The 21228-nt window shown below is 73.3% G+C and carries 18 protein-coding genes; 5 read left to right on the forward strand and 13 right to left on the reverse strand.

Annotated features, from left to right (window positions below):
• Window positions 1-83 precede the first annotated feature (83 nt).
• Window positions 84-1526: a zinc-dependent metalloprotease gene (locus ACFWBF_RS19275; RefSeq protein ID WP_385602945.1), complete on the forward strand. Its 1443-nt coding sequence runs from the start codon at window positions 84-86 to the stop codon at window positions 1524-1526.
• Window positions 1523-2053 (forward strand): NUDIX hydrolase, encoded by a 531-nt coding sequence (locus ACFWBF_RS19280; protein WP_385602948.1) that lies wholly within the window; start codon window positions 1523-1525, stop codon window positions 2051-2053. The genes ACFWBF_RS19275 and ACFWBF_RS19280 overlap by 4 nt, the downstream gene beginning before the upstream one ends.
• A 70-nt stretch (window positions 2054-2123) precedes the next feature.
• On the opposite strand, the gene ACFWBF_RS19285 is transcribed toward ACFWBF_RS19280, so the two are convergent.
• The 4 genes from ACFWBF_RS19285 to ACFWBF_RS19300 form a co-directional block, all read right to left on the reverse strand.
• Window positions 2124-2879 carry an AIM24 family protein gene (locus ACFWBF_RS19285; protein ID WP_385602951.1) on the reverse strand — a complete coding sequence of 252 codons (756 nt, stop codon included), beginning with the start codon at window positions 2877-2879 and terminating at the stop codon, window positions 2124-2126.
• A 17-nt stretch (window positions 2880-2896) separates the two neighbouring features.
• Window positions 2897-3577 (reverse strand): AIM24 family protein, encoded by a 681-nt coding sequence (locus ACFWBF_RS19290; RefSeq protein WP_385603021.1) that lies wholly within the window; start codon window positions 3575-3577, stop codon window positions 2897-2899.
• Window positions 3578-3597: 20 nt separating this feature from the next.
• On the reverse strand, window positions 3598-5199 hold the full coding sequence (locus ACFWBF_RS19295) for a TerD family protein (protein ID WP_385602954.1): 1602 nt from the start codon (window positions 5197-5199) through the stop codon (window positions 3598-3600).
• Window positions 5200-5339: 140 nt separating this feature from the next.
• Complete coding sequence (locus tag ACFWBF_RS19300; protein WP_385602957.1) at window positions 5340-5879, reverse strand: M48 family metallopeptidase; 540 nt, start codon at window positions 5877-5879, stop codon at window positions 5340-5342.
• Window positions 5880-6098: 219 nt separating this feature from the next.
• Here ACFWBF_RS19300 and ACFWBF_RS19305 point away from each other — a divergent pair, with 219 nt between their 5' ends.
• A complete protein-coding gene (locus tag ACFWBF_RS19305; RefSeq protein ID WP_385602960.1) occupies window positions 6099-7235 on the forward strand; it encodes a TOMM precursor leader peptide-binding protein in 1137 nt (378 codons plus the stop codon).
• A gap of 85 nt (window positions 7236-7320) precedes the next feature.
• Entirely contained in the window at window positions 7321-8649 is a 1329-nt protein-coding gene (locus ACFWBF_RS19310; protein WP_385602963.1) for an ABC1 kinase family protein, read from the forward strand.
• Between the two features lies 1 nt (window position 8650).
• Here the strand turns inward: ACFWBF_RS19310 and ACFWBF_RS19315 are convergent, their stop codons facing one another.
• The 5 genes from ACFWBF_RS19315 to ACFWBF_RS19335 all read right to left on the reverse strand — a co-directional run bounded on the left by ACFWBF_RS19315 (window position 8651) and on the right by ACFWBF_RS19335 (window position 12583).
• The gene (locus ACFWBF_RS19315; protein WP_385602966.1) at window positions 8651-8857 is read right to left on the reverse strand and encodes a hypothetical protein; all 207 of its coding nucleotides are present in this window, start codon (window positions 8855-8857) and stop codon (window positions 8651-8653) included.
• A gap of 109 nt (window positions 8858-8966) precedes the next feature.
• Window positions 8967-9299 (reverse strand): hypothetical protein, encoded by a 333-nt coding sequence (locus ACFWBF_RS19320; RefSeq protein WP_385602969.1) that lies wholly within the window; start codon window positions 9297-9299, stop codon window positions 8967-8969.
• On the reverse strand, window positions 9296-9664 hold the full coding sequence (locus ACFWBF_RS19325; RefSeq protein ID WP_385602972.1) for a WhiB family transcriptional regulator: 369 nt from the start codon (window positions 9662-9664) through the stop codon (window positions 9296-9298). The genes ACFWBF_RS19320 and ACFWBF_RS19325 overlap by 4 nt, the downstream gene beginning before the upstream one ends.
• Before the next feature lie 181 nt (window positions 9665-9845).
• Window positions 9846-10190 (reverse strand): hypothetical protein, encoded by a 345-nt coding sequence (locus ACFWBF_RS19330; protein ID WP_385602974.1) that lies wholly within the window; start codon window positions 10188-10190, stop codon window positions 9846-9848.
• Between the two features lie 167 nt (window positions 10191-10357).
• Entirely contained in the window at window positions 10358-12583 is a 2226-nt protein-coding gene (locus tag ACFWBF_RS19335; protein WP_385602977.1) for an ATP-dependent DNA helicase UvrD2, read from the reverse strand.
• 87 nt (window positions 12584-12670) lie between these two features.
• Between ACFWBF_RS19335 and ACFWBF_RS19340 the strand changes: the two genes are divergently transcribed.
• Window positions 12671-12931, forward strand: a complete 261-nt coding sequence (locus ACFWBF_RS19340) for a mycoredoxin (RefSeq protein ID WP_329379483.1) — start codon at window positions 12671-12673, stop codon at window positions 12929-12931.
• Window positions 12932-13025: 94 nt separating this feature from the next.
• Here the strand turns inward: ACFWBF_RS19340 and nudC are convergent, their stop codons facing one another.
• The 4 genes from nudC to ACFWBF_RS19360 all read right to left on the reverse strand — a co-directional run.
• Window positions 13026-13970 carry an NAD(+) diphosphatase gene (gene nudC, locus ACFWBF_RS19345; RefSeq protein ID WP_385602980.1) on the reverse strand — a complete coding sequence of 315 codons (945 nt, stop codon included), beginning with the start codon at window positions 13968-13970 and terminating at the stop codon, window positions 13026-13028.
• Between the two features lie 65 nt (window positions 13971-14035).
• On the reverse strand, window positions 14036-15439 hold the full coding sequence (locus ACFWBF_RS19350) for a dipeptidase (protein WP_385602983.1): 1404 nt from the start codon (window positions 15437-15439) through the stop codon (window positions 14036-14038).
• Window positions 15440-15449: 10 nt separating this feature from the next.
• On the reverse strand, window positions 15450-18938 hold the full coding sequence (locus ACFWBF_RS19355) for a UvrD-helicase domain-containing protein (RefSeq protein WP_385602985.1): 3489 nt from the start codon (window positions 18936-18938) through the stop codon (window positions 15450-15452).
• Between the two features lie 44 nt (window positions 18939-18982).
• Window positions 18983-21228, reverse strand: a 2246-nt coding sequence (locus tag ACFWBF_RS19360) for a PD-(D/E)XK nuclease family protein (RefSeq protein ID WP_385602988.1), incomplete at its 5' end; no start/stop codon positions are given.

A 21228-nucleotide genomic window follows, 5' to 3' on the forward strand; every position in this document is an offset into this window, starting at 1 on the left:
CGGGCGTGGTGTCTACGCTGGGTGGTGTTGTCGGACCATTGCCCGTCGGCTCCCGCCGGCGGCCCTACGAGCCGAGGAAACCCGTGAGCGACACCCCATTCGGATTCGGCCTTCCGCCGGAGGAGCCGGACAACGGCGACGAGGGCAAGGAGAAGGGCAATCAGGGCGGTCCGGGCGGCCCGGCGAATCCGTTCGGGTTCCCCGGCATGGGCCTGCCGGGCGGCGCCGGCGGCCAGGGCGGGGCGGACAATCCCTTCGCCGCGATGTTCGGCTCCATGAACCCGAACGACCTCGGCGCGGCCTTCCAGCAGCTCGGCCAGATGCTGAGCTACGAGGGCGGTCCCGTGAACTGGGACATGGCCAAGGACATCGCCCGCCAGACCGTGGCGCAGGGCACCGCGGACGGGGTCAAGGACGCCAGCGTCGGCCTCGCCGAGAAGTCCGCGGTCGAGGAGGCCGTACGGCTCGCCGACCACTGGCTGGACGGCGTGACCTCGCTGCCCTCGGGCGCGGCCACCGCCGTGGCGTGGAGCCGCGCCGAGTGGGTCGAGGCGACCCTCCCGGTGTGGAAGGAGCTCGTGGACCCCGTCGCCGAGCGGGTCGGCGCGGCCATGGGCAGCGTCCTGCCCGAGGAGATGCAGGCCATGGCGGGCCCGCTGCTCGGCATGATGCGCTCCATGGGCGGGGCCATGTTCGGCCAGCAGATCGGCCAGGCCGTCGGTGTCCTGGCGGGCGAGGTCGTCGGCTCGACCGACGTCGGGCTGCCGCTGGGCCCGGCCGGCAAGGCGGCTCTCCTCCCGCTGAATGTGGAGAGCTTCGGCAAGGACCTGGGCGTCCCCATGGACGAGGTGCGGCTGTACCTGGCCCTGCGCGAGGCCGCCCACGCGCGGCTCTTCGCGCACGTGCCGTGGCTGCGCTCGCACCTGTTCGGCGCGGTCGAGGGTTACGCCCGCGGCATCAAGGTCGACACCTCGAAGCTGGAGGACGTGGTCGGCCAGCTCGACCCGTCGAATCCGGAGCAGCTGCAGGAGGCGCTCCAGGGCGGCATGTTCCAGCCGCAGGACACCCCCGAGCAGAAGGCCGCGCTGGCCCGCCTGGAGACGGCGCTCGCGCTGGTCGAGGGCTGGGTGGACGCGGTCGTGCACGAGGCGGCCAAGCCCCGGCTGACCTCGGCCGCCGCCATGCGCGAGACCATGCGCCGGCGGCGCGCCTCGGGCGGCCCGGCGGAGCAGACCTTCGCGACGCTGATCGGGCTGGAGCTGCGCCCGCGCCGGCTGCGCGACGCCTCGCGGCTGTGGGCCTCGCTGACCGACGCGCGCGGTGTGGACGGCCGCGACGGGCTGTGGGAGCACCCGGACATGCTGCCGACCGCCTCCGACCTGGACGACCCGGACGGGTTCGTGCACCGCGAGCAGCTGGACTTCTCGGAGCTCGACAAGATGCTCGGCGAGGCCGCGCAGCAGCGGGACGAGAAGCGTGAGCAGGGCGACGGCAACGGCGACGGCGCGGGTGAAGGGAAGAAGTGAGCCTGTACGACGACACGGTCCTCGTGCTCAAGGGCTACGAGGACCAGTCCGAGCTGCGCGACCTGTACCTGGAGCACCTGGCCGCCCACCCCGACGGGATCTACAAGCCGTGCCGGGCCGGCCACATCACCGGCAGCGCGCTGGTGGTGGACCCTGCGGGCGGGCGCGTACTGCTGACCCTGCACAAGAAGCTCGGCATGTGGCTGCAGATGGGCGGGCACTGCGAGCCCGATGACGCCACGATCGCGGGGGCGGCGCTGCGCGAGGCCCGTGAGGAGTCGGGCATCGCCACCGGGCTGACCCTGTTGCCGGGCGGCCCGGTGCGGCTGGACCGGCATCCGATCCCGGCGCCCTGCAACTGGCACCTGGACGTGCAGTACGCGGCGCTGGCCCCGGCCGGAGCGGTCGCGGAGATCAGCGAGGAGTCGCTGGACCTGCGCTGGTTCCCGTACGAGGAGGTGGCGGCGGTGGCCGACGGCTCGGTCGTGCGGCTGCTGGAGGCGACCCGGGCGCGACTGGGAGCGTGACGTAGGGAAGGAAAGACGGCGGCCGAAGGAAAGGCGGCGGCCCCGGAGGTCCGGGGCCGCCCCTTGCGCATCAGTTCCAGGCGTTGTTCTGGTTCTGCGCGTGGGCGCCGTGCTGGCCCACGCCGAACTGCGCCGCGACGCCCTGCCCGAGCTGGGCGTTCTGCGGGGGCAGCACCTCGCTGGGCTGGACCAGCGCGAAGCCGGTGCCGAGGAAGCTGAGCTCCCAGCCCTCACCGGTGTTGCCGCGGCGCCGCCAGACACCCGTGGAGTGCGTCTGGGCCTGCATCTGCACGCGCAGCGAGGTGGACCAGGCGACGATGGCGTCCGCGTCGGCATTGACGTACTTGTCGGGGGTGACCTGCAGCATCAGCGGCTGCCCGGAGGTCATCAGGGCGACCTTGCCGCGGCCGGTGATGTTGAGCTGGTACTTGCCGGAGCCGGAGATCCCGTACTGGCTGTCCACCGCGATGACCTCGGTGTGCAGGGTGGAGTCCAGCGCCAGGACGTAGCTGCTGTCGACCGTGAGCCCGTCCTGGTCCACGTCCAGGACGTGGACGTACTGAGCCAGGTTGGCCAGGTAGACGGTGCCCTGCCCGGAGCAGCGCATCAGGTCGAGGCCCTCGCCGGTGCGGCTGCGGGCGCTGCGCTGCGTGGTGCTCTGGTACTCGCCGTCGAAGTCGATGATCCCCTGGTAGGCGACCATGGCGCCCTTGCGGGCGAGCACGTCGTCGGAGCCGCTCAGCGAGACCCGCAGCAACTGCGGGTTCTGGACGGTGTACCGGTCCTGGGACTGCGCCTCGGCGTGGGCGAAAAGTGCGCTCTGCATGATGTGTCCGCTCCCCCTCAGCCCCGGGTCCGGAGCCGGTCGGTGCTGTCCTCGCTGGGCTGTACGACGACGATGCCCTGGCCGGAGAAGGCCATCTGGTAGGCCTCCCCGCTGCCTCGGCCGATCATCGACGAGGCCTTGAAGCTGCGCTTGCCCTTGACCTTGAGGTTCGGCGACCAGGCGACGAGCGCGTCCGGGTCGACGTACGTCTCGTCCTCGCCGCGGCCGCAGTCGACCACGATGGGCGTTCCGCGCGAGGTGATCGCGACCCAGCCGGTGCCGGCGACCTGGACGTTGAACAGGCCCTGGCCGGCGAACTTGGCCATGCCCTTGACCCGCTCGACGCCCCACTGGAGGTGGGCGTCGAAGGCGAGCAGATTGGTGCCGTTGACGGAGAGGGCGTCGTTGTCGAGGTTGATGACGACGACGTCGGCGCCGTAGTCGGCGAGGTAGAGCAGGCCGTCGCCGGTGCACTTCATCAGCGGGGCGCCCTCCCCGGTGAGCCACTGCGAGGCCATCTGGCGCACGGCCGGCGGGTTCGGCTCGTACTGGACGAAGCCCTCGTACGCGACCATCGAGCCGGTGCGGGCGAAGAGGTCCTGGCCGCTCTGCATGGCGACCTTGAGCATGGCCCGGCCGTGGTTCTCCATGCGGGCCGTGACGGGCGTGGGGGCGTAGCCCGCGAGCTGCTGGTTCATTGCGTTCATGACGGGCTCCCTCAGACCTCGTACGGCTGGACGACGATGAAGTTGCCGGGGGCGCCGCGGAACTGGAGGTTCACGGTCTCCCCGCTGTGGCCGGGGTAGGCGTTGCGGCGCAGCCGGACCTGGCTGGAAATGATCACCTGGGATGCGGCGGACCAGGCGACGATGGCGTTGCTGTCCGCGAAGGTGGTCGGGGTGACGGGCAGGACGACGGGGACGCCGTGCGTCTTGACGATCACCGTGCCGGAGCCCTGGAACAGCATGGTGAAGAGGGCGCCGCCCGGGATGCCGTGGCCCTCGATGCGCCGGACCTCGTGCTGGAGGGACTCGTCGAAGGCGAGGACGCTCTCCGCGGAGACGCAGATCCCGTCGCCCTGGAGCTCGATGGCGTGCAGGTGGGCGCCGTTCTCGGCGAGGAAGACCTGGCCGCGGCCGGTGCAGCGCATCAGCTGCATCTCCTGGCCGGTGGCGTTGCCGACGATGCGGCCGGCGAAGCCCGCGCCCTTGTAGCTGAAGTCGACCTTGCCCTGGTAGAGGACCATGCTGCCCTGGCGGGCCAGGACGGGCTGGCCGCCCATCGACAGGTCGACCCGCATGAGCTGCTGGTTCTGCGGGGTCCAGCGGGCGCCCGTGGGGGCTTCCTTGTACGGCTGGAGGGCCGCGGCGAGGCCGGCGCCCGCCTGCGGGAACGGGGCGCCGGGCTGCTGGGCGTACGGGGGCGGCTGCTGGCCGGGGACCTGGCCCGGGACCTGGCCGTACGCGGGTGGCTGCTGCCCGTAGGGCGCGGGGGCCGGCGCGGGGGGCGGGACCTGGCCGTACGAGGGCTGCGGGACCTGGCCGTAGGGGGCCGGGGCCGGCGGGACCAGCGGTGCGGCCATGGTCGGGGCCGCGTGGACGGGCTGCTGGTACGGCGCGGGGGCCGGGGCGGGCGGCGGGGCGGGGGCCGGGACCGGGGCGCCGAACGACGGCGCGGGGGCCGGGTTCTGCGCGGGCGCGGGGGCCGCGGCGGGTGCGCCGAAGGTCGGCGGGGCGAACCCGGGCGTCGCGGCGGCGGCCTGCGGCGGGACCTGCGGATCGGGCTGCTGCTCCTCGGCGACCTCGCCGCCGAAGTTCTTCAGCAGCGCGGAGAGCCCGCCGTCGAAGCCCTGGCCGACGGCGGCGAAGCGCCACACGTCCTTGAGGTAGAAGTCACCGATCATCAGGGCGCGCTCGGTGGTGAACTCGGCGCCGGTGAAGGCGTACCGCACGACCTCCTCGCCGCCCGCGACGATCCGGATGTAGCCGGGTCCGATCTGCGACATCTGGCCGCCGCCGTCGATGGAGGCGGCGAAGGAGAGCTTGTGGATGCCCGCCGGAACGCGGTCCAGGGTCACCCGGAAGGATTCGGTGTCACCGGCCTGCGCGCCGAGCTGCTGAATGGACTCTTCCGGCGACTTCGGCTGGTTGTAGAAGACGAAGTAGCGGTCGTCCGACAGCTGCTCGTTCGCGTCGAGGCCGAAGCAGCTGATGTCGATGGCGAGTCCGGGGCCGGCGATCTGGATGCCCACGTACAGGTCCGTGCCCGCCGTCAGATCACTGATCTTGGCCTTGTGACCGCGTTGGAATTCCCTGCCCATACGTAACGACCGTCCCCCATCCCGACTGTGAATGCGTGGCGCTCAGGCTAGCCGCAACTGCCGACATCCGGCCAAGTCGGTACCGACCCGGGACATTTCACGGTGTGCGACATCCCGGCCATTCCCGGTGCATTCCCGGCCTATTCGTCGCGCGCGGCCGGCACCTTCGGCAGTCGCTCGGCGGCGACGACTCCCTCCAGGTAGCCGCGGGCGCGCTCGGTGCGCGGATACGCCTCCAGCAGCTGCCAGAAACGGGGGCCGTGGCCGGGCACGAGGAGGTGGGCCAGCTCGTGCAGCAGCACGTAGTCGACCACGTATTCGGGCATGCCCTGGAGGCGGTGCGAGAGCCGGATGCTGCCCTCGGCGGGGGTGCAGGAGCCCCAGCGGGTGTTCTGGTTGGTGACCCAGCGGACGGTTCGGGGGCGGGCGCGGCCGCTGAAGTACTGGTCGGACAAACGCTCGGCGCGCTCGGTGAGTTCCGCGTCCCCGAGGGTGCGCCTGCTCTCCTGGGCGGCCAGTTTGTCGAGCATCACGCCCACCCAGCGCTGTTCCTCCGCCTCGGACATCCGGGCAGGGATGAGGACGACCGTACGGTCACCCTCACGGTAGGCGGATACGGTCCTGCGGCGGCGCGCGCTCCGGCGGACTTCGACGGCGCGCTGCAATGGATCGGCGGACACGCCACGACGGTACCCGGTCGCCGTGGCCGAAGTCCCGCCCGTCCGGGGTTCGAACGAGATCGATTCGTGGTCGGCGCACCGAACGCACCCTTTCTCCATCTCATATGCCTAATACCTCTCACCTGTGGACAAATTCCTGCGGGCCATTCGGCGGGCGGGCAATGTTGCGGAAGAGCGGACAGGAATGCGGTGGCGGTAAGCGAATCGAGGAGGACGGCCATGTATCCGAAGGTGAAGCCCGCACTGGCGCGGGCCTGGCGGGATCTGGAGACGGTGCAGTTCGGGGTGACGCCCGCCCACGCGGTGGTGCTCGGTCCGGTGGACACCGCGACGGGCGCCCTCATCGACCGGATCGACGGGACGCGGGGCATGGAGCTGCTGCGGGCGGAGGGCGGCGCGATGGGGCTGCCCGAGGGCCGGGTGGACGGGCTGGTGCGGGGCCTGGCCGCGGCCGGGCTGCTCGATGACGCCACCGCGGGCGGGCCCCGGGCCCAGGCGGTCCGGTCACGGCCGGGGACCCTGGAGCGGCTGGAGCCGGACCTGGGCTCGCTGTCCCTGGTCCACCGCGAACCGGGCGGGGACTTACGGGGAGTCGCGGCCCGGCGTGGGATACGGGTCCAGGTGCGCGGGAGCGGCCGGGTGGGCGGGGTGATCGCCGCGGTCCTGGCGGGGGCGGGCGTGGGCCGGGTCGAGGTGCTCGACGGGGGCCGGGTGGAGCCGGCCGATGTCGCGCCGGGCGGGATGGCGCCCGGGAGCGTGGGCCGGCTGCGGGCGGAGGCCGCGCGGAGCGTGGTGCGCGAGGCGGCCCCGGGGCGCGGCCCCCGGGCCGGGGAGAGCGGCGGCCCTGAGCCCGGATTGGCCCTGGTGGTGGTCGCGCCCCGGGACGGGCTGCAGTCCTGGGCCCCCGATCCGCAGTCCGCGGCCGACTGGGTCACCACCGGCACCCCGCACCTGTACGCGGGGGTGCTGGAGGGGACCGGGCTGGTGGGACCCCTGGTGCTGCCCGGGGCCACGGCGTGCGCGGGGTGCATGGAGCGCGACCGGGTGGCGCGGGACCCGGCCTGGCCGCGGATGCTGGTCCAGTGGCGCTCGGCCCACCGCCGCCGGGCGGCCGCCGCCTGCGACCTGGGGCTGGCCACGGCGGTGGCCGGGCTGGCCGCGGCCCATGCGCTGTCCTTCCTCGACGGTGAACTGCCCGCCTCCACGGGCGCCCGGTGGGAGGCCGCACTGCCCACCCTGCACTGGCAGCCCACCCCGGTCCGTGCGCATCCCGACTGCCCCTGCGGCGCGGACGCCCGGGCCGAGCCGGTGGGGGTGGCCGCGGCAGCGGGCTCGGACCCGCCGGGAGGGCCATGACAGGATGCTTTTTGGCCGAGGGGTCACCTTGGGGCCGGCCCGAACCGCCGCTCGCGGCGCAGCTGTCTGGGAATTGGAGGGGCGTATGTCTGATCTTCCCCGGAAGGCGGTCACCCGTACCGTCAAGCTGGCCGCGCTGCCGCTCGGCATCGCAGGTCGGGCCACGTGGGGGCTGGGCAAGCGGATCGGGGGCAAGTCCGCGGAGATCGTGGCGCGCGAGCTCCAGCAGCGCACCGCGGAGCAGTTGTTCCGCACGCTCGGGGAGCTGAAGGGCGGTGCCATGAAATTCGGGCAGGCGCTCTCGGTCTTCGAGTCGGCCCTGCCCGAGGAGGTCGCCGGACCGTACCGGGCGGCGCTGACCAAGCTTCAGGAGGCGGCCCCGCCGCTGCCGGCGGCGACGGTGCACCGGGTGCTGGCCGAGCGGCTGGGCGCTGACTGGCGGGATCTGTTCGAGGAATTCGAGGACAAGCCGGCCGCGGCGGCCTCGATCGGGCAGGTGCACCGGGCGGTGTGGCACGACGGCCGCGAGGTGGCGGTCAAGGTCCAGTACCCGGGGGCCGGTGAGGCGCTGCTCTCGGACCTGAAGCAGTTGAGCCGGTTCGCGGGGCTGTTGGGGCCGCTGATACCCGGTATGGACATCAAGCCGCTCATCACGGAGTTGCGCGACCGGGTTTCCGAGGAGCTCGACTACGAGTTGGAAGCCGAGGCGCAGCGGACCCACGCGGACGCGTTCGAGGGCGACGAGGACGTGGTCGTGCCGGACGTCGTGCACCAGGGCGACCAGGTGCTGGTGACGGAGTGGATGGAGGGGACCCCGCTGTCGGAGGTCATAGCCGACGGCAGCCAGGAGGAGCGCGACCGCGCCGGACAGTTGCTGGCCCGGTTCCTCTTCTCCGGTCCCGCCCGCACCGGGCTGCTGCATGCCGATACGCACCCGGGCAACTTCCGGCTCATATCGGGGGCGGACGGCCGGATGCGGCTGGGGGTGCTGGACTTCGGCACGGTGGACCGGCTGCCCGGCGGCTGGCCCAAGCCCATCGGCAGGTCACTGCGGATGACGCTGGACGGTGACGCCGAGGGGGTCTACGGGCACCTGTGCGCCGAGGGGTTCGTGAAGAAGTCCATCGAACTCGACCCCGAGGCAGTACTGGACTACCTCAGGCCCATCATCGAGCCCGCCGAGGCGGAGGAGTTCACCTTCACGCGGCCGTGGCTGCGCGGCCAGGCGGCGCGGATCGCCGATCCGCGCTCCCCCGCCCACCAGTTGGGCCGGCAGATCAACCTGCCGCCCTCGTACCTGCTGATCCACCGGGTGACGCTGAGCACGATCGGTGTGCTGTGCCAGCTGGGCGCGACGGTTCGCCTCCGGGACGAACTGGAGTCCTGGCTCCCGGGGTTCCTGGCGCAGGACTAGATCACCACCAGCTGGAGTCGAGGCGGCCCTCGATGGCCCGGATGTTGGCCCGGGCGCAGTCGTGGCAGAAGTAGTGCCTGCTGCCGTTCTCCATGGAGCAGGTCCAGGTGGGCGGGGCGCCGTCCGGGGACTGGGCGCCGCAGCGGGCGCAGACGACGGGCCCGGCCTCGGGGCCCGGCGCGGCGGGGTGGGGATTCGGCTGGTCCACCTCCAGACGATATCCCCGCAGAGCCGGGCAAGGCTCCGCAACGCACCGGGGGGACCGGTCCGTTCGGACCGGTCCCCCCGGGAGTTGGTTCCTGAGCCTTCTTCCGCTCTCAGTGCATGACGGCCATGGCCAGCGCTCGCCGGGCGCGCATGGAGACGCGCTCGGCTCGCCGCTGCATGCGCCGGGCGGCGACCAGACGCAGGGCGTGACGCTCGGCGTCCGCCTCACGCATGCGGTCGTCCATATGGGCACGAGCCAGGGCTTCTGGGATGAGTTGCATTTCGCGGGTCCTGTTCTGACGCGAGGTGATCGCGCCGGCGGTGATGAAGTCTGCGGTGGCGGCGCCGTGCGGCTGCTCGCTCGTGGTGGCGTAGGGGGACATGAGGGCCTGCTTCAGGGGGTCGTGCGTCAGGGGGCGGTCGATGGTTCCGTGGGCGGTCATGCCGCTGCAACCGGGTTCTTGCGCGGACGGCCACGGGGCCGCTTGCGGGCTACGACGACGCCCTGGACGAAGAGCTCCCCACCCCAGACGCCCCAGGGCTCGCGGCGCTCGAGCGCACCGGCGAGGCAGGCCTCGACCAGCGGGCAGGTGCCGCAGAGGGACTTGGCGTACTCGACGTCCGCCGGGGACTCCGCGAAGAAGACCTCCGGGTCGTAGGTACGGCAGGCGACGGGGACGCCGAGGTTCTCGATGGCGTCGTCGAGCGCGGTGAGCGCGGTGAGCGGGGTCAAGGTGGAGTCCTCCGGGGCGGGGGGCGAGATCTTTTGGGTCTGGGTTACGGACGGGGCGTGCGCTTCGAGTTGCACGGTGGTTTCTTCCTCGTCTTGGTCGACTGGTCGTACCGGCCGGTTGGCCGGGGTCGGCTGGTACCTGTTCTGCCAGTCCCGAGGCCCCTTCGCTCCGTCGTCCCCGTTCGGGGACAAACAGAAGGGCCGCGGATCCCGGGTGGGGTTCCGCGGCCCTGAAGGCGCCGGCCTGATCGTCAGATCAGGCTGGATCACTCCAGGGTTCGAGCCCGCGGAAGGCCCACATCAGGTGGTGCTGCTGCTTCTTCGTCTGCTTCGTCTGGGATCCGGCACCGGCTGCGGCGGCGAAGCCATAGGCGCCATGCGCCTTTGCTTCCGCTGCCAGTACTGCCACCGGTGCCTGGGTCGGTCGCTCATTGCGCTCACTGACGAGCAGCGCGGCGGGCGCGGCCGTCAGGGCGGGGCTGTCGACGGAAATCGTGGACAGACCGGTACCCAGGAGCGGAAGGAGCGAGGAGGAGCCGAGCGTGCAGGAAGCGGCAACCGAGCGATCGGTCATTTTGGTGAAGGTCTTGAAGCTGGTCACTGGTTTCGCCTCCTCTCGGCGTCTCGGGGACTCGGCCCGAAGGCGAGTCCCATGCGTATTCGGATAAGTACAGCACGGATCCAGGGCTTCGGAGAAGCCACCGTTTCCGTTGCTAAGAACCTATGGGTCTTCGCTGGGCATGTGCAAACTATTTTTCCGACGAGTTTCTACGCGTCGTCAGAATCTGCGGCCTCGGGGCCCCGACCTGCGCAGATGGCCAGCACGTCGACTCCGTACCGCTCAAGCTTGCGGCCACCCACTCCGGAGATCATCGAGAGCTCGCCCTCCTCGGCGGGCGCGGCCTCCGCGATCGCCGTCAGGGTCTTGTCGGTGAAGACGCAGTACGCGGGCAGCCCCTGCTCCTTCGCCTGGGCCGCGCGCCAGTCCCGCAGCCGCTCGTAGAGGCCCTCGTCCATGTCGGACGGGCAGTCCTCGCAGCGCATCAGCTTGAGCTCGCCGGCCTCGGTCAGGGTCTTGCCGCAGACCCGGCACAGCACCGGGCCGCGGCGGCCGCGCTTGCGGGCGCCGCGCTCGATCATGCCGTCCGCCCGGGTGCCCGGGGCCGCGGAGCCCGGCCGCAGGCCGTTCAGGAAGCGGCTGGGGCGTCGGGAGGCCCGGCCGCCCGGAGCGCGGGAGAGGGCCCAGGAGAGCGTCAGGTGCAGCCGCGCCCGGGTGACGCCGACGTAGAGCAGCCGGCGCTCCTCCTCCACCTGCTCGTCGGTCTTGGCGTAGGTGATCGGCATCATGCCGTCGGTGAGGCCCACGAGGAACACGGAGTCCCACTCCAGGCCCTTCGCGGCGTGCAGGGAGGCGAGGGTGACGCCCTGGACGGTCGGCGCGTGCTGGGCGGCCTTGCGCTCGTCGAGCTCGACGGTGAGGTCCGCGAGGGTGGCGCCGGGCCGGCTGCGGGCGAAGTCCTCCGCGAGCCGGACCAGTGCGGCCAGGGATTCCCACTGGTCGCGGACCGCGCCGGAGCCGGCCGGCGGCTGGCTGGTCCAGCCGGTGGAGCTGAGCACGGCCCGGACCTGGGAGCCGAGCTCCACGATGTCGTCGAGCAGCGGGTCGTTCCCGCCGGAGCGGGCGGCCCCGCGCAGGGCGAGGATCGCCTTCTGCACTTCGCCCCGCTCGAAGAACCGCTCGGCTCCGCGCAGCTGGTACGGGACTCCGGCGTCGGCGAGGGCCTGCTCGTAGACCTCGGACTGGGCGTTGATGCGGTAGAGCACCGCGATCTCGCCCGCCGGGACGCCCGCGGCGATCAGGTCCCGGATCCGGCCGGCGACGCCCTCGGCCTCGGCGGGCTCGTCGGGGTACTCGGCGTAGACGGGGTCGGGTCCGGTCTCGCGCTGGGAGATCAGCTCCAGGCGGTGTTCGGCGGCGCGGCCCTTGGCCTGGTTCAGCAGCCCGTTGGCGAGGTGGACCACCTGGGGGGTGGAGCGGTAGTCGCGGATCAGCTTGACCAGGGTGGCCTGCGGGTAGCGGGTGCGGAAGTTCAGCAGGTGGTCGGGGGTGGCGCCGGTGAAGGAGTAGATCGTCTGGCTGGCGTCGCCGACGACGCAGAGGCTGTCGCGCTCGCCGAGCCAGAGGTCCAGCAGCCGCTGCTGGAGCGGGCTGACGTCCTGGTACTCGTCGACCACGAAGTGCTGGTACTGGGTGCGGATCTGCTCGGCGATGTCGTGGCGGTCCTGGAGGATGCCGACGGTGAGGAGCAGCACGTCCTCGAAGTCGATCATGCCGCGGTCGCGCTTGAGCTGCTCGTACGTCCCGTAGATCTGGGCGATCTCGGCCGTGTCCCGGGGAGCCTCGCGGCCGGCCTTGCGGGCGGCCGCCGGGTAGTCGGAGGGCACGGTCTGGGTGACCTTGGCCCATTCGATCTCGCCGGTGACGTCGCGCAGCTCGTTACGGTCGAGCCGGATGCGACAGCGCGAGCCGGCCTCGGCGACGAACTGGATCTTGCGTTCCAGCAGCCGGGGCACCTCCCCGCCGACCGCCTTGGGCCAGAAGTACTGGAGCTGGCGCAGCGCCGCCGAGTGGAAGGTGCGGGCCTGGACCCCGCCCGCGCCCAGCTGGCGCAGGCGTCCGCGCATCTCGCCAGCGGCGCGGTTGGTGAAGGTGACCGCCAGCACGCTGGCCGGCATGAGCTGGCCGGACCGGACTCCGTAGGCGATGCGGTGGGTGATCGCCCGGGTCTTGCCCGTCCCGGCGCCGGCGAGCACGCACACCGGCCCGCGCAGGGTCGTCGCGACCTCGCGCTGCTCCGGGTCGAGGCCCAGGAGCACCGCGTCGGCCGAGTCGGCGTCGGCAGTGAAGGATGGGGAGTGCGTTGCTGCTGTCACCCCGCCATGCTGCCAGGTCTCGTGAGCCGGGCGGGAACCTCGTCCACAGGCCGCCTGCATTCGTCGTACTTACGGGACGGGAATGGCGGCGCGCTCCCGTACGTTCGAGTACTCGGACCACCGACGCCCCACGAAGGAGAGCGCAGCATGCAGGACACGGGCACCGTCACGATGTACAGCACGACCTGGTGCGGCTACTGCCGCCGGCTGAAGACCCAGCTGGACCGGGAAGGCATCGCGTACAACGAGATCAACATCGAGCTCGACCCGGCGTCCGCGGCATTCGTGGAGAAGGCGAACGGCGGCAACCAGACCGTTCCCACCGTGCTCGTGAAGTCCGCCGCCGGCAGCGAGTCCGTGATGACGAACCCGAGCCTGGCCCAGGTCAAGCAGGCCCTCGCCGTCTGACCGCGGCCCACGAGAGCACCAGAAAGGCCCCCGCCGTGACGGCGGGGGCCTTCTGCTGTGACGGGTGTGACCGGCGCAACCTGTGTGACAAGCGTTACGCCGTCGGCCGCGGCAGCGGCTCGCCGTACCAGAGCTCGACCAGACGGGCCGCGATGGAGATGCCGCCCGCCGGGGGCAGCACCTCGCCCGCCTCGATCGCCGCGCGCAGGTCCTCGCGGGAGAACCAGCGGGCCTCCTCGATCTCCTCGCCGTCGACCGTGATCTCCGAGGTGACGGCCCGGGCGGTGAAGCCGAGCATCAGGCTGTACGGGAACGGCCAGGGCTGGCTGGCGACGTACTCGACCTCGCCGACCTTGACGCCCGCCTCCTCCCACACCTCGCGGATCACGGACTGCTCGATCGACTCGCCCGGCTCCACGAAGCCCGCGAGGGTCGAGAAGCGCCCCTCCGGCCAGTGCACCTGGCGGCCCAGCAGCGCGCGGTCGTGCTCGTCGGTGACCAGCATGATCACGGCCGGGTCGGTGCGCGGGTAGTGCTCCGCCCCGCAGCCCGGGCAGCGCCGGATGTGCCCGGCGGCCGCGACCACCGTGCGCTCGCCGCAGCGGGAGCAGAAACGGTGCATCCGCTGCCAGTTCTCCAGCGCGACCGCGTGCACCATCAGCCCTGCGTCGCGGTGGGAGAGCAGGAGCCCGGCCTCGCGCAGGCCGGCCGCACGTGCCGACTGGTCCATGCGGCCCGGCAGCGAGTCCTTCTGCAGCGCGAAGTACCGTACGCCGTCCTCGTCGGTGCCCAGGAAGTAGCGGTGCGTCTCGGTGACGGGCGCCTCGAAGGCCGGGGTCATCACGATGCCCGTGCCGCCGTCGGGGGTGTCGTCGATCAGGACCTGGCCGCCGGAGACGACGAACACGCGGGTCGTCGGGTGGCTCCAGGCGGCGGCGAGCCAGGCCTCGTCGAGACGGTGGTGCGCGGCGCGGTCGATGCCGCTGGCCGCGGCAAGCGAGATCGGGCGCTCGGTATGGGTGCTCACGTTACTTTCCAACTCCCCCGGTGGTGGGACAGGCAGGCTCGGTAAGACGGGTGCGGGTGCGGGCGTGGGTGTGCGCGTCAGGCGGGTGTCCAGTGGGCGGCCAGGTCGCCCCAGAGGTACGCGGTCGTCTCGACGCCCTTGAGCAGGAGGTCGAGCTCCACCTTCTCGTTCGGCGAGTGCCAGCCGTCCGAGGGCACGGAGATGCCCAGGAAGAGGACCGGCGCGGCCAGCACGTCCTGGAGGTCCGCGGCCGGCCCGGAGCCGCCCTCGCGGGTGAAGCGGACCTTCTGGCCGAAGGCGCGACCCATGGCCCGTACGACGGACTGCAGCGCCGGGTGGTCCAGCGGCGTCAGGCACGGGCGGGTCGGGGCGCCGAAGGTGACGGAGTGCCGGATTCCGGCCGGGATCCGCGCGTCGACCCAGTCCCTGACGGCGGCCTCGACCTCGTACGGGTCCTGCCCGGACACCAGGCGGAACGACAGCTTCAGGTGCGCGGAGGCGGGCACGATGGTCTTGCCGCCGGGGCCTTGGTAGCCGCCGCCGATGCCGTTGACCTCGGCCGTCGGGCGGGCCCAGACGCGCTCCAGGGTGGAGTAGCCGGCCTCGCCGGCCGCCGCGTGGGACTTGGCCGTACGGAGCCACTCGGACTCGTCGAACGGCAGCTCGGCGATCAGCGCCCGCTCCTCGTCGGTGAGCTCGGCGATGTTGTCGTAGAAGCCGGGGATCGTGACCCGCTCGTCGGCGTCGTGCAGGGCCGCGACGAGCCGGGCGGCGACGGTGGCCGGGTTGGGCACGGCGCCGCCGAAGGCACCCGAGTGGATGTCCTGGTCGGGTCCGTGCAGATCGATCTCGCAGTCGGCCACGCCGCGCATGCCGGTACAGACGGTCGGGGTGGTCTCGGACCACATGCCGGTGTCGGAGACGATCACGATGTCGGCGGCGAGCTCGTCCGCGCGGTCCTCGACGAGGGCGCGGAAGTGGGGGGAGCCGGACTCCTCCTCGCCCTCGATGAGGAGCTTGAGGTTCACGGCGGGGGCACCGGCGCCGGTGGCCGCCAGGTGCGCCCGTACGCCCAGGGTGTGGAAGAACACCTGGCCCTTGTCGTCGGCTGCGCCGCGCCCGTACATCCGGCCGTCCTTGACGACCGGCTCGAACGGGTCGGTGTGCCAGCCGTCGCCGAGGGCGGCGGGCTGCACGTCGTGGTGCCCGTAGACGAGGACCGTGGGGGCGGCGGGATCCTCGGCGGGCCAGTGCGCGAAGACGGCCGGGGCGCCGGCGGTCTGCCAGACCTCGGTCACCGGGAAGCCGGTCTCCTTGAGCTTCCCGGCGAGCCAGTCGGCGCTGCGGCGTACGTCGTCGGCGTGCTCGGGCTGGGCCGAGACGGACGGGATGCGCAGCCAGTCGGCGAGGTCCTCCAGGAACGCGGCGCGGTGGCTGTCGATGTACGTGCGGACCACGCTGTCCGCCGGGGAGTCGCTCATGCCCACGAGCCTAGCCGTCCGTCTGCCGGGCACTTTCCGTGCCCGATTCGCCTTGGAGGATCCGCTCAAGGCGGGCCCGGTCGGGGAGGTCGCGGGGGCGGATGACGCGGCCGCTGCGGACATGGAGGAAGGCGGCGGTGACCCGGTCGAGGGGCGTGCCGGTGGCTTCCGCCCAGGCCAGGCGGTAGACGGCGAGCTGGAGGGGATCGGCTTCGGTGGTGCGGCCGGTCTTCCAGTCGACGATCTCGTACGAGTCGCCGCCGGTGTCGCCGGTGTCATCGGTGTGCTTGTACACCGCGTCGATCCGGCCACGGATCACGCGGCCGGCGAGGGTCAGCTGGACCGGAGCCTCCATGCGGTACGGGGGCCGGTCGGCGTACGGGCTGCGCTCGAAGGCGGCCTTGAGGGAGTCGAGGTCGGCCTCGTCGGCGATCTCCTGGTCGGAGCCGGGGAGCTCGGTGGCGGGGTCGAGGACGTCGAGGAGGGGCAGGGGGAGCTCGTCGAAGCGGGACTCGACCCAGGCGTGGAAGCGCGTGCCCTGGCGCGCCGCGGGTTGCGGGGGTTTGGGCATGGGGCGGGCGAGGTCGCGTACGAAGCCCTGCTCGTCCGCGGCGAGCCGCAGCAACTGGCTGGCGGAGAGGGAGGCGGGCAGCTCGACGTCGCGCACCGCCCGGCGGGCGCGGCGGAGCTCGCCCTCGAGGGCGTCGAGGTCCCGGTCCCACGAGGCGACGGCCCGGGCCTCCTCGGGGCTGAGCCCGTCGCCCCCGGCGGGGGCCCAGCCGTCGGCCTCCGGCCACAGGTCCTCGCCGTCCGGGGCGGCGGGCGCGGCCCGGCTCTCCTCGGGCTCCGGCCACGGCTCCTCGCCGCCGTCGGCCTCCGGCTCCGGGCCGTCGGTGTCCGGTGCGGCGGTGTCGTCCGGCCAGGGGTCCTCGCAGTGCGGGGGCCAGAGGTAGGGATCGGCCGGGTCCGGGGCCGCGTCCGCGTCCCGGGGCGGGCTCGCCAGGTGGGACTCGACCAGCGCGGCCGCCGCGCGGCGCAGGGCCAGGGAGTTTTGGTCCAGGGGGAGCGGCCAGGAGTGGTCCCGGCCCGCGGCGGCGGCGAGGGCCGGGTTCTGCGCGTCGGGGGCCGGGGCCTCGGCCCAGGCTTCGATCTCGCCGTGGCCCGCGGCGCAGTGCGCGTACAGCGCGTCCAGGAAGGCGGACGGCCCGCGGCGCTTCTTCTGGGTCGGACCCCACCAGTGGCCCGAGGCCAGCAGCAGGGAACGCGGGCGCGTGAAGGTCACGTACCCGAGGCGCAGTTCCTCCGTGGCCTTGTGGTCCTTCAGGGCCGTCTTGAAGGACTTCAGCCCCGCCGAGGTCCACGCGGGATCCCCCGGAAGGGTCGCCGCGTCGCCGCGCAGCCCGTACGGCAGGACCTTCGCGTACGAGGTCCAGGCCTCCGGCGCCTTCTCCTTCGGGAACGCGCCCGCGCACAGGTCCGGGACCACGACCACGTCCCACTCCAGCCCCTTGGACTTGTGGGCCGTGAGCACCTTGACCGTGTTCTCCCCGCCGGGCAGCGCGTGGTCGAGGCCCTTCTCGTACTGGGCGGCCGTGCGCAGGAAGGCCAGGAAGGCCAGCAACGACGCCTCCCCGTCCAGCGCGGCGAAGCCGGCCGCCACGTCCAGGAAGCCCGAGAGGGTCTCCCGGCGGCGGGCCGCCAGCGCGTGCGGGGACGCGGACAGTTCGACCTCGAGACCCGTCGTGGACAGGACCCGGTGCAGGACGTCCATCAGCGGATCCGCGAGCGAGCGCCGCAGGTCGCGCAGCTCCTGCGCCAGGTGTGCGAAGCGGACCCGGGCGTCGGCGGAGAAGGGCAGGTGGTCGTCCGGGGCGGACCCGCCGTCCAGGAACGTCTCCAGCGCGTCGGCCAGCGACACGATCTCCGCGGGGTCCACGCCCTCCACCGCCGCCGCGAGGCGGTCGTCCGGGTCGTCCCCCGAGGCGGGCGCGCGGCCGACCAGCAGCCGGGCGCGGCGGCCCAGCAGCGCCAGGTCCCGGGCGCCGATCCGCCACCGCGGGCCGATGAGCAGGCGTACCAGGGAGGCATTGGCCCCGGGGTCCTGGAGGACCTCGCAGACGGCGACCAGGTCCGCGACCTCGGGGAGGTGGAGCAGGCCGGAGAGCCCGACGACCTCGACGGGCACGTCCCGGTCCACCAGTACCGCCTGGATCCGCGCGAAGTCCCCCGCCGAGCGGCACAGCACGGCGATCTCGCGCGGCTCCGTGCCCGTACGGACGAGGTGCGCGACGGAGTCGCCGAGCCAGTCGAGCTCCTCGGCGTGGGTCTCCAGCAGGGCGCAGCGGACCTGCCCGTCGTACTCGGCGCCGGGCGCGGGCCGCAGCGCCTCGACGCCCTCGTGCATCGAGCGCAGCGGGGCGGCGAGTTCGTTGGCGAGGTCGAGCAGGCGGCCGCCGCTGCGCCGGTTCTCGCTCAGCGAGTAGCGGGTGGCGGGGCGGTCGTCGGCGTGCCGGAAGTGCACGGGGAAGTCGTCGAGATTGGCCACCGAGGCCCCGCGCCAGCCGTAGATCGCCTGGCAGGGGTCGCCGACGGCGGTCACGGCGTGGCCGGTCCCCCCGCCGAAGAGGCCGGACAGCAGCAGCCGCTGCGCCACCGAGGTGTCCTGGTACTCGTCGAGCAGCACCACGCGGAATTCCTCGCGCAGCAGCGCCCCCACTTCGGGGCGGGTGGTGGCGAGCCGCGCCGAGAGGGCTATCTGGTCGCTGAAGTCGAGCAGGTCGCGGGAGCGTTTGGCGGTGCGGTAGCGCTCGGTCAGCTCCAGCAGCTCGAGGCGGCCGCGCACCGCCTCGGGGACCTTGCGCAGGTCTTCGTTGCCGAGGTGGGTGTCGGCGAGCGTGGCGAGGAGCCCGGTGTCGTACGCGCGCAGGGTGGCAGGCTCGACCAGGTGCTCGGACAGTTCGGCATCGAGCGCGAGGAGGTCGCTGACCAGGTCGGGGACGGATTTCGTGAGGGCCGGGTACGGGCCGGGGGCTTCGCGCAGCACCTTCGCGGCGAGCTGGAAGCGGGTGGCGTCGGCGAGCAGCCGGGCGCTGGGCTCCAAGCCGATGCGCAGGCCGTGGTCCTTGAGGAGCTGCCCGGCGAAGGCGTGGTACGTGGAGATGCGCGGCTCGCCGCCGGCCGCGTCGGCCTCGGCCGGGGAGGGGTCCGGGTCGCTGATGCCGGCCCGCGCGAGGGCCTTGCGTACGCGCTCGGCGAGCTCGCCCGCGGCCTTGTTGGTGAAGGTCAGGCCGAGGACCTGCTCGGGCGCGACCGCGCCGGTGCCCACCAGCCAGACCACTCGGGCGGCCATGACGGTGGTCTTGCCGGAGCCGGCGCCCGCCACGATGACCTGGGGGGCGGCCGGGGCGGTGACGCAGGCCATCTGTTCGGGCGTGAAAGGGATGCCGAGGAGCTCCTTGAGCTGCTCGGGGTCGGTGAGGACGGACGGACGCGCGGACACGTAAAGAGGCTAGCCGCCCCCGCTGACAGCCCCGACCGTCCTGCTCACTCCACCGTCTGGCGGCCTTCCGGGCGGGCGCTGCACGAGCTGCGGAAGGAGCAGTGGTCGCAGTGCTTGCCGGTGGCGGGCGCGAAGCGCTCGTCGAGGACGCGTCCGGCGGCGGTGGCCAGGAGCTCGCCGACCCACTCCCCGGCCAGGGGCTCCTGGGCCTGGATCTTCGCCGCCGTGTCGCCGCCGTCGCGCTGGGCGGCGCCCTGGCGGAGCTGGACGAGCTCGGCGCCGCCCGGTTCGGGGCGCAGGCCGTCGAAGGCCTCGTCGACGGCGCCCTCGCGTACGGCGAGCTGGTAGACGGCGAGCTGGGGGTGGCGGGCGACCTCGTCGCGGGTGGGGGCGGACTTGCCGGTCTTGAAGTCGACGACGTACGCCCGCCCGTGCGGGTCCGCCTCGACCCGGTCCATGGAGCCCCGGATGCGCACGGCGTACTCGCCCGCTTCGAGCGTGACGTCGAAGTCGTGCTCGGTGGCCACGGCGGCGCGGCCGCCGCGGTCGGTGGTGTGCCAGCGCAGGAAGCGTGCCAGGGCGGCGCGGGCGTTGTCCTTCTCCTGGCGGGACTTCCAGGGCGCGTCGAAGGCGAGGGAGTCCCAGACCGAGTCGAGGCGCTCCATCAGCACGGCGAGGTCGGCGGGGGTGCGGCCGGAGGCGACCTCGTCGGCGAGGACGTGGACGACGTTGCCGAAGCCCTGGGCGGCGGTGGAGGGGGTGTCGGCCTTGACCTCGCGGCCCAGGAACCACTGGAGGGAGCAGGTGTTGGCGAGCTGGTCCAGGGCGCTGCCGGAGAGGGCGACGGGCCGCTCGCGGTCGCGCAGCGGGACGCTGCTGCGGGTGGGCTCGTACAGGCCCCACCAGCGCTGCGGGTGCGCGGCGGGCACCAAGGGGCGGTCCTCGTCGTCGGTGAGCACGGCGAGGCGGGCGAGGCGCCGGGCGGCGGCGTCGCGCAGGGCGGGCGGGGCGGCGGGGTCGACGGTGGTGGCGCGGAGCTCGGCGACGAGCGCGGGGACGGCGAGGGGGCGGCGGGGGCGGCCGGTGACGTCCTTGGGGGTGACGCCGAGCTCGGAGAGGAAGCGGGAGGGCTGGTCGCCGTCGTCGGCGGGGGCCTTGACGGCGGTGACGACGAGGCGGTGGCGGGCGCGGGTGGCGGCGACGTAGAAGAGCCTGCGCTCTTCCGCCAGGAGCGCGCCGGGGGTGAGGGGCTCGGCGAGGCCGCCCTGGCCGATGCGGTCGGCTTCGAGGAGGGAACCGCGGCGGCGCAGGTCGGGCCACAGCCCGTCCTGTACGCCGGCGACGACGACGAGGGACCACTCCAGGCCCTTCGAGCGGTGGGCGGTCATGAGCCGGACGGTGTCGGAGCGGGTGGCGCGGGTGGTGAGGGTGTCGGCGGCGATGTCCTCGGCCTCGAGCTGTTCGAGGAAGTTGAGGGCGCCGCGGCCGCCGGTACGTTCCTCCGCGCGGGCGGCGGTGTCGAAGAGCGCGCAGACCGCGTCGAGGTCGCGGTCGGCGTTGCGGCCGGCGGCGCCGCCGCGGCGGGAGCCGCGCTCCAGGCGCTGCGGCCAGGGGGTGCCGTCCCAGAGGGTCCAGAGGGCCTCTTCGGCGGTGCCGCCGCCCTGGAGGAGCTCGCGGGCCTTGCGCAGGAGCAGGCCGAGGCGTTGCGCTCCGCGGGCGTAGGCGGGGTCGTGCGCGACGAGCCGCTCGGGTTCGGCGAGGGCGCGGGCGAGCAGTACGTCGGAGGGCGCGGGCGTCCTGACCCCGGCGGCCCGCTCCTCGTCGCGCAGCGCCCGCCCGAGCCGCCGCAGATCGGCGGCGTCCATCCCGCCGAGCGGCGACGCGAGCAGCGCGAGCGCCGCCTCGACCCCGACCCACCCTTCGTCATGCCCCCCGGCCTCCGGCCCGCCCTCGACGCGGCTCGCGTCCCCGTCGGCGAGACCCGAACCCGCGTCGGCGGAGCCGGGGGGCCCGGCGGCGAGAGCCGAAGCCGGCTCGGCGGAACCGGAAGGCCCGGCGGCGAGATCCGAAGCCGGCTCGGCGGAGCCGGCGAGCGCAAGCGCGGAACCGGTGGACACGTCGGCGGAGCCGGGGCCCGCCCCGGCGGAAACCGAGACGCCGTCCGCGGAGCCGGGGTCCACCTCGGCGGGAACCGAGACGCCGTCGGCAGAGCCGGGGCCCGCCCCGGCGGAAGCAGGGCCCGCCCCGGCGGAAACCGAGACGCCGTCCGCGGAGCCGGGGTCCACCTCGG

The organism is Streptomyces sp. NPDC060028 (assembly GCF_042736725.1).
In the GTDB taxonomy this organism is placed as follows: domain Bacteria; phylum Actinomycetota; class Actinomycetes; order Streptomycetales; family Streptomycetaceae; genus Streptomyces.